This is a genomic window from Bacteroides sp., assembly GCF_029057325.1.
Classification (GTDB): domain Bacteria; phylum Bacteroidota; class Bacteroidia; order Bacteroidales; family Bacteroidaceae; genus Bacteroides.
The window spans coordinates 37,931-45,203 of the sequence record NZ_JAICZW010000135.1 but is presented as its reverse complement, the minus strand read 5'-3'; the positions used below and the strand labels follow the sequence as shown (position 1 = coordinate 45,203).

Below are 7,273 nucleotides of genomic sequence, written 5' to 3'. Positions count from 1 at the left end.
GTGCCCAAGATGAAGAAACTGCTGAAGTTCAAGATTGCCGACGGACTGGAGAACCGCACCATCGTGAGCGGCATCGCCCAGCACTACAAACCGGAAGAGCTGGTAGGCAAGCAGGTGCTCTTCATCGCCAACCTCGCTCCGCGCCAATTCAAGAACGGCCTGGTGAGCGAAGGCATGATTCTTTCTGCCGAAAACTACGACGGTTCGCTTGCTGTAACTTCGCTACTGAGAGAAGTGAAGCCGGGCAGCGAGGTGAAATAAGATAACAACACGGAGACACAGGGACACAGAGTCGGAAATCAAAGGGAACAAAGAAAACTCTGTGCCTCCGTGTCTCTGTGCTCAATCCCCCCAAAACAAGATATGCCCGAAACATCACTCAAAGAAAAAACCGCCAAAGGACTCCTCTGGGGAGGATTCAGCAACGGCATGCAGCAGTTGTTGAACCTGGTGTTCGGAATCATTCTCGCCCGGTTGCTGGATGTTTCGGATTATGGTATGGTGGGAATGCTGACCATCTTCTCCGCCATTGCCGCCGCATTGCAAGAAGGTGGTTTCATATCGGCACTGACCAACCGGAAGGAAGCGGCACACAAGGACTATAACGCTGTGTTCTGGTTCAGTTTTCTGTGCAGTGTCGCCATCTATATCCTGTTGTTTCTTGCCGCTCCGCTGATTGCCGACTTCTATGACACTCCGGAGCTGATACCTCTTTCACGCCTCGTCTTCTTGGGATTCGTCATCTCCAGTCTGAGCATCGCGCCACGGGCCTACCTGTTCAAGAACCTGTGCATCAAGGAGACCACCATCATATCCCTCTCCAGTCTGACTATCTCAGGCATTGCAGGCATTACGTTGGCTGCAAACGGATTCACTTATTGGGGCATCGCCTTGCAAAGCATTACGTTCATCACGGTAATGACGGCGCTCAATTTCTACTTCTCGCGTTGGAGGCCCCGCCTGCAATTTGACTTTACCCCCATCAGGGAGATGATAGGGTTCAGCAGCAAGATCATCATCACGAACATCTTCACCATCATCAACAACAACCTGTTCACGGTGCTGTTGGGCAAGTTCTACTCCGCCCGCGAAGTAGGAAACTTCACACAAGCCAACAAGTGGAACAGCATGGGGCATACCACCATTACAGGCATGATAAACGGCATCGCACAACCGGTCTTCACCAGCGTTGCCGATGACAAGACACGGCAACTTGCCATCTTCAGAAAACTGCTGCGCTTCACTGCCTTTATCTCTTTCCCCGCCATGCTGGGACTGAGTCTGGTGGCAAAGGAGCTGATTGTCATCACCATCACGGAGAAGTGGCTCTCCAGTGCGGTTCTCTTGCAGGCGCTCTGCGTCTGGGGGGCGTTTATTCCTGTCATCAATCTGTTCTCCAACCTGATTATCAGCCGCGGGCACTCTTCCATCTACATGTGGAGCACTATCAGCCTGAGTCTGTTGCAACTGATAGCCGTATGCGCAATGTATCCCTACGGATTGGAATGGATGCTACGGGTCTTTGTGATCATCCATATCTGCTGGCTGTTTGTCTGGTTTCATTTCGTACAGAAAGAGATAGGGCTACAGCTAATTGATATGCTGAAAGACATTTCGCCCTACCTGCTGTTGTCCGCCGTACTGACGGCCGCCGCCGCCTATACAACCCGGCCCATCGAAAACCTCTACTTGAGCATGGCAATAAAGATAGTCATGGTAGCCTCCCTCTATGCACTGATACTCTGGAAACTGCAATCCGTCATTTTCAGGGAAAGCATCGAATTCCTTTTAAAGAAGAAGAAAACATGAGCCGCCTCGCCTACATCATATCCGCTTACAAGGACGCGCCGCATCTGGCACGCTTGATTGACGCATTGGACGATGATGCCGACTTCTACGTGCATATCGACCTCAAGGCAGACAGCCGTCCTTTTGAAGAGTTGCTGAAAGATAAAGTGACCTTCGTACCCCGTCATTGGGTGAGTTGGGGAGGATGGGAACAGGTAGAGTATCAAAAAGAGTTGCTCGCTGCCGTACTGCACAGCAATGTGCCCTACAGCCGCGTGGTATGCCTGAGCGGACAGGACTATCCGCTGTGGAGCAATGCCGCCATCCATCGCTATTTTGAGGAACACAAGGAGACCGAATTCATCATGGGAATGAACCTCACCCGCTCCGGCAACAAGCCACAGCTTTCCAGAATAAAAATTTACCACTTCTTCCGCGACCTGAAATGGAAAAATCTTTGGTGGAAAAACAAACTGATTGTAGCCTCCCGTCAACTGATGAGACTGCTTCCCTTGCGCAAAAAACCGACAACAAGACTCAATGGCAAAGAGAGAGATGTCTTTTTCGGCTCCGACTATTGGGCCATCACCCTGCCTTGTACCCGCTATGTCTATCAACAGCTATGCACGGAAAAGAAGATGGCACACTACTTCAAGAACAGTTTCGTCCCAAGCGAACTTTGCATACAGACCATCGTCTTCAACTCCCCCTTCGCTCCGCACGCGCTGCTTTACGAAGGAACATATAAAGGACTCTATGCACTGACTCCCCTACACCTTATCATATATAACAGATTCATCCATACAATGACTTTGGAACATCTGCCCATGCTGCATGATTCGGGCAAGATGTTTTGCCGGAAGGTAGTAAGCGGCATGTCGGATTCGCTGGTAGAAGCCATTGATAAAGAAAGAGAACAAGAAAAGCCATGAAACTACTGATTATTATCGTTTCCTACAATTTCGAGCGTTGGATGGACCGTTGTCTGGGCAGCTTGTGCCAATCGGAGCTTCCGGCAGACGTGTTGGTAGTGGATAACGCCTCGCAAGACCATACCGTCCAACGGATAAAAAAGCATTACCCCCAAGTGCGGCTCATCCAAAGCAAAGAGAACCTTGGATTCGGACGTGCCAACAACATCGGCATGAAGATTGCCTTAGAAGAAGGGTACGAAGCGGTGTTTCTGCTGAACCAGGATGCGTGGATTGACAAGAATACACTGGGCACACTGGTGCAACTGAGCCGGCAACAGCCCGCATTCGGCATCCTGTCGCCCACCCACCTGACAGGCGGCGGCAACGAACTGGAACACGGATTTGCCTGCTATGCAGGTTTGAAGAACCTGAAAGAGTTGAAAAAGAGCACGATTCCCAGACATGAAGGCAGCGATGAAGACAAGCTACTGACACCCATTCCCTTCATCAATGCGGCATTCTGGCTGATACCCGTCCTGGTACTGCAACAAATAGGCGGTTTCTGCCCGCTATTCTACCACTACGGAGAAGATGTGGACTACATCCATCGCCTGCACCGTCATGGCTATCGCGCCGGTTATTCTCCTGCCGTCTTCGGTTGCCACGATCGCGAGCACCGTGAGGTGACACGGCAAGCATGGTTCCGCTCCGAACGGGTCTATCTGCTGGCAGAATATGCCAACATCAACTACCCGTTCTACAAGGCTTTCGGCTATGGAATATTGGCAGGAATCAAAAAAGCCGGGAAAGCGTTATTGCAAAGAGACAGCCATGGGTGCCTCACCTACCTCCGGATAGCGCTTCACCTTTTAGGCCGCACCCGAGAAGTGATAGACTACCGCCGCAAGAACCTGCACGGCAAAGGAACCGCCATTTACTTAACCGATTAATCCCCCGAAAACATCATGTCCCACTCCCCTATCCTCCTCTTTGTCTATAACCGTCCGACTCACACCCGTCGGCTGATAGAGAGTCTTCAAGCCAATGCGGAAGCCGCAACAAGTCCGCTGATTGTCTATTCTGATGCCGCACGTGATGATGCCGCACAATCCGCCGTGGAGGAAGTGCGCCGGATTATCCGTTCTATCGATGGCTTCGGTTCCATCGAAATCATCGAAAGGAAGGAAAATCAAGGGTTGGCCCGCAACATCATCGACGGTGTAACCACACAAATCGGCCGATACAGACGCGTCATCGTACTGGAAGATGATTTGGTGGTGGCTCCCTACTTCTTGCGCTTCATGAACGATGCCCTCGAACTCTACAAAGACGAACCGCGCATAGGCCACATACAGGCGTGCGACTTCACCAAAGATGCCTCCCTGCCTGACACCTTTCTCATCAAGTGGACAGGAAGCTGGGGATGGGCAACGTGGGAAAGAGCCTGGAAACACTTCAATCCCAACGGGAGCTATCTGCTGGAACAACTGGAAAGACGCAAGCTGACCCGCCGCTTCGACTTCAACGGCACCTACCGGTTCACCCGCATGCTGCGCAGACAGATTGAGGGAAAGAACAATTCGTGGGCCATACGCTGGAACGCCAGCCTCTTCTTAGACGATATACTCTCACTGAACACAGGCCGTTCGTTGGTGCAGAACACCGGCTTCGACGGCAGCGGCACCAACTGCGGCGGTGGCGGACTCTACGACTCGTCCTTATGGATGGAACCACTCCCCGTCAGCCTCATCAGTCCGATAGAAGAGAACCAAGAAGCACGCCGTTGCTTCGCCCGCTACTATCACCGCACCAACAACTTCTGGGCAAAGGCCATCCGAAGAATAAAACGTACGCTGAAAGGAGATTTTGGAGCCTGATAATGCCATTTGTTCACGAAAAGCATTACTTTTGCCAAAACATTCTGAAATCCCCAAACTATGGAACAGGAAATCATTCAAAAGAAAATCTATGAGGTCAGAGGTACAAGAGTGATGCTGGATAAAGATTTGGCAGAGCTTTACCAAGTAGAAGTAAAAGTGCTGAATCAAGCAGTGAAAAGAAATATCAAAAGATTTCCTTCCGACTTCATGTTTCAACTGACAAAAGAAGAATGGGATAACTTGAAGTCACAATTTGTGACTTCAAGTTGGGGTGGCATCCGCAAACTACCTTTCGCCTTTACCGAACAAGGACTTGCCATGCTGTCCGGCATCTTGAACAGCGACATCGCCATCTACGTAAACATCGCCATCATGCGCGCCTTTGTTACCATCAGACAAGGACTTCCCGCCGTGAACAGCCATCAAGAGTTGGAGGATTTGAAGGAACGGATAAAGACACTAGAAGCTGTTAGCGAAGAGACCCTCTCCGCCCTTAACGACTTGTCCGAAGAGAGCCGCAAAGAATTCGATGACATCTATCTGGCACTTTCCCAATTAGCACAGAAAAAGAAGAAAGAAACACAGCAATCAACCATCGGCTACAAAGCTATTCAAGAACGAAGAGAACAGAAGCAATGAGAGTACTACTTATCAATACCTCCGAACGCATCGGCGGAGCCGCCATTGCCGCCAGCCGACTGATGGAGTCACTCAAGAACCACGGCATCAAAGCCAAACTGCTGGTGCGCAACAAACAGACTGACCAAATCTCCGTAGTGTCGCTGGAACACAACTGGCGCATGGTGTGGAAGTTCGTGTGGGAACGAGTCGTCATCTGGAGCGCCAACCGCTTCAAGAAGAACAGCCTCTTTGCCGTTGATATAGCCAACACAGGCACAGACATCACCTCGCTGCCCGAATTCCAGCAGGCCGACGTCATCCACCTGCACTGGATAAACCAGGGAATGCTCTCGCTGAAAAACATAGAGAAAATACTCGCTTCGGGCAAACCCGTTGTCTGGACAATGCACGACATGTGGCCCTGCACAAGCATCTGCCACCACGCACGCACTTGCGACAAGTATCAAAAAGAGTGCCACCACTGCCCCTTCCTCTATGGGGGAGGAAGCAAGAAAGACCTCTCTTACAGCACCTTCCAAAAGAAACAGCAACTCTATCGGAACCGCCGCATCAATTTTGTGGCATGCAGCCACTGGCTGGAAGAACAAGCGAAGAAGAGCGCCCTGCTGAGCGGCCATAGCGTGACAAGCATCCCCAACCCCATCAACACCAACCTATTCAAGCCCCGCAACAAACAGGAGGCAAGAGAGAAATGCCTGCTTCCGCAAGACAAAAAACTGATGCTGTTCGGATCGGTGAAAATTACAGACAAGCGGAAAGGCATAGACTACCTGATAGAATCGTGCAAGCTGCTTGCCGACAGGCATCCCGAACTACGGGAACAGCTGGGCGTGGTCGTCTTCGGCAACCAATCGCAACAATTAGAGAATCTGCTTCCCTTCAAGGTCTATCCGCAGAACTTCGTGAACAACGAACACCGGCTGGTGGACATCTACAACGCCGTGGACATCTTCGTCACTCCCTCGCTGGAAGAAAACCTGCCAAACACCCTCATGGAAGCCATGGCATGCGGCATCCCCTGCGTGGGCTTCAACGTGGGTGGCATTCCGGAAATGATTGACCACCTGCACAACGGCTACGTGGCGCAATACAAGTCATCCGAAGACTTCGCCAACGGCATCTATTGGATTCTGAACGAACCCGACTATACAGAGCTGTCCGAACAAGCCTGCCGGAAAGCCGTCACCCATTATTCGGAAAACATCATCGCCAAAAAGTACATCGACCTCTACAACAAAGTAACCGGAAACAATGCATAACCACCTTACACCGAAGTTCAGCGTCATCACCGTGACTTATAACGCCGAATCGGTGTTGGAAGACACCATCCAAAGCGTTATCTCGCAAACTTATCACCACGTGGAGTACATCATCGTGGACGGCGCGTCGAAAGACGGAACACTTGCCGTCATCGACCGCTACAAGGGACGCATCACCCGTGTGGTGAGCGAGCCCGACAAAGGCCTGTACGATGCGATGAACAAGGGCATCAAGCTGGCCACGGGCGATTACCTCTGTTTCCTCAACGCCGGCGACAGCTTCCACAAAGACGACACCCTGCAACAAATGGCACACTCCATCTGCGGCAACGAACTGCCCGACGTGTTGTACGGCGAAACAGAACTGGTAGATAAGGAGAGACACTTCGTCCGCATGCGCCGCCTCTCCGCCCCCGAAGCGCTGACGTGGCGCAGCTTCAAGCAAGGCATGCTGGTCTGCCATCAGGCCTTCTTCGCCAAAGCCTCGCTGGTGGAGCCCTACGACCTGCGCTACCGCTTCTCCGCCGACTTCGACTGGTGTATCCGAATCATGAAAAAAGCACGTGTCCTGCACAATACCCACCTCATCCTCATCGACTATCTGGACGAAGGAATGACCACCCGCAACCGCCACGCCTCGCTCAAAGAGCGTTTCCGCATCATGGCACATCATTACGGATGGGTCAGCACCGTTGCCCATCACGCCTGGTTCGTGCTGCGTGCGGTCCTGAAGAGATGAGGAAACAAGTGTTCCCGATGAAAATACATCGAAATCTCTATAAATCACTTT

The 7,273-nt window shown here is 51.6% G+C and carries 7 protein-coding genes and 1 pseudogene; all 8 read left to right on the top strand.

The annotated features are described in order from the left end of the window. A pseudogene (locus K2G43_RS08375) lies at positions 1-261 on the top strand (methionine--tRNA ligase); the annotation flags it as partial. Positions 262-363: 102 nt separating this feature from the next. Further along, positions 364-1,809, top strand: a complete 1,446-nt coding sequence (locus tag K2G43_RS08370) for a lipopolysaccharide biosynthesis protein (RefSeq protein WP_300154118.1) — start codon at positions 364-366, stop codon at positions 1,807-1,809. Next, positions 1,806-2,720, top strand: a complete 915-nt coding sequence (locus K2G43_RS08365; RefSeq protein ID WP_300154115.1) for a beta-1,6-N-acetylglucosaminyltransferase — start codon at positions 1,806-1,808, stop codon at positions 2,718-2,720. The genes K2G43_RS08370 and K2G43_RS08365 overlap by 4 nt, the downstream gene beginning before the upstream one ends. Beyond that, complete coding sequence (locus K2G43_RS08360) at positions 2,717-3,652, top strand: glycosyltransferase family 2 protein (RefSeq protein ID WP_300154112.1); 936 nt, start codon at positions 2,717-2,719, stop codon at positions 3,650-3,652. The genes K2G43_RS08365 and K2G43_RS08360 overlap by 4 nt, the downstream gene beginning before the upstream one ends. Positions 3,653-3,667: 15 nt before the next feature. Then, the gene (locus K2G43_RS08355; protein WP_297641461.1) at positions 3,668-4,579 is read left to right on the top strand and encodes a glycosyltransferase; all 912 of its coding nucleotides are present in this window, start codon (positions 3,668-3,670) and stop codon (positions 4,577-4,579) included. A gap of 60 nt (positions 4,580-4,639) precedes the next feature. Beyond that, entirely contained in the window at positions 4,640-5,221 is a 582-nt protein-coding gene (locus K2G43_RS08350; RefSeq protein WP_297641463.1) for an ORF6N domain-containing protein, read from the top strand. Further along, positions 5,218-6,483, top strand: coding sequence for a glycosyltransferase family 4 protein (locus tag K2G43_RS08345; RefSeq protein ID WP_297641465.1), 1,266 nt, complete (start codon positions 5,218-5,220; stop codon positions 6,481-6,483). The genes K2G43_RS08350 and K2G43_RS08345 overlap by 4 nt, the downstream gene beginning before the upstream one ends. Further along, a complete protein-coding gene (locus tag K2G43_RS08340) occupies positions 6,476-7,222 on the top strand; it encodes a glycosyltransferase family 2 protein (RefSeq protein ID WP_300154107.1) in 747 nt (248 codons plus the stop codon). The genes K2G43_RS08345 and K2G43_RS08340 overlap by 8 nt, the downstream gene beginning before the upstream one ends. Positions 7,223-7,273: the final 51 nt, after the last annotated feature.

Excerpts from the sequence above, each read along its gene's own strand:
- K2G43_RS08370 (WP_300154118.1), top strand. The coding sequence starts at position 364 with ATGCCCGAAACATCACTCAAAGAAAAAACCGCCAAAGGACTCCTCTGG.
- K2G43_RS08365 (WP_300154115.1), top strand. The coding sequence starts at position 1,806 with ATGAGCCGCCTCGCCTACATCATATCCGCTTACAAGGACGCGCCGCAT.
- K2G43_RS08360 (WP_300154112.1), top strand. The coding sequence starts at position 2,717 with ATGAAACTACTGATTATTATCGTTTCCTACAATTTCGAGCGTTGGATG.
- K2G43_RS08355 (WP_297641461.1), top strand. The coding sequence starts at position 3,668 with ATGTCCCACTCCCCTATCCTCCTCTTTGTCTATAACCGTCCGACTCAC.
- K2G43_RS08350 (WP_297641463.1), top strand. The coding sequence starts at position 4,640 with ATGGAACAGGAAATCATTCAAAAGAAAATCTATGAGGTCAGAGGTACA.
- K2G43_RS08345 (WP_297641465.1), top strand. The coding sequence starts at position 5,218 with ATGAGAGTACTACTTATCAATACCTCCGAACGCATCGGCGGAGCCGCC.
- K2G43_RS08340 (WP_300154107.1), top strand. The coding sequence starts at position 6,476 with ATGCATAACCACCTTACACCGAAGTTCAGCGTCATCACCGTGACTTAT.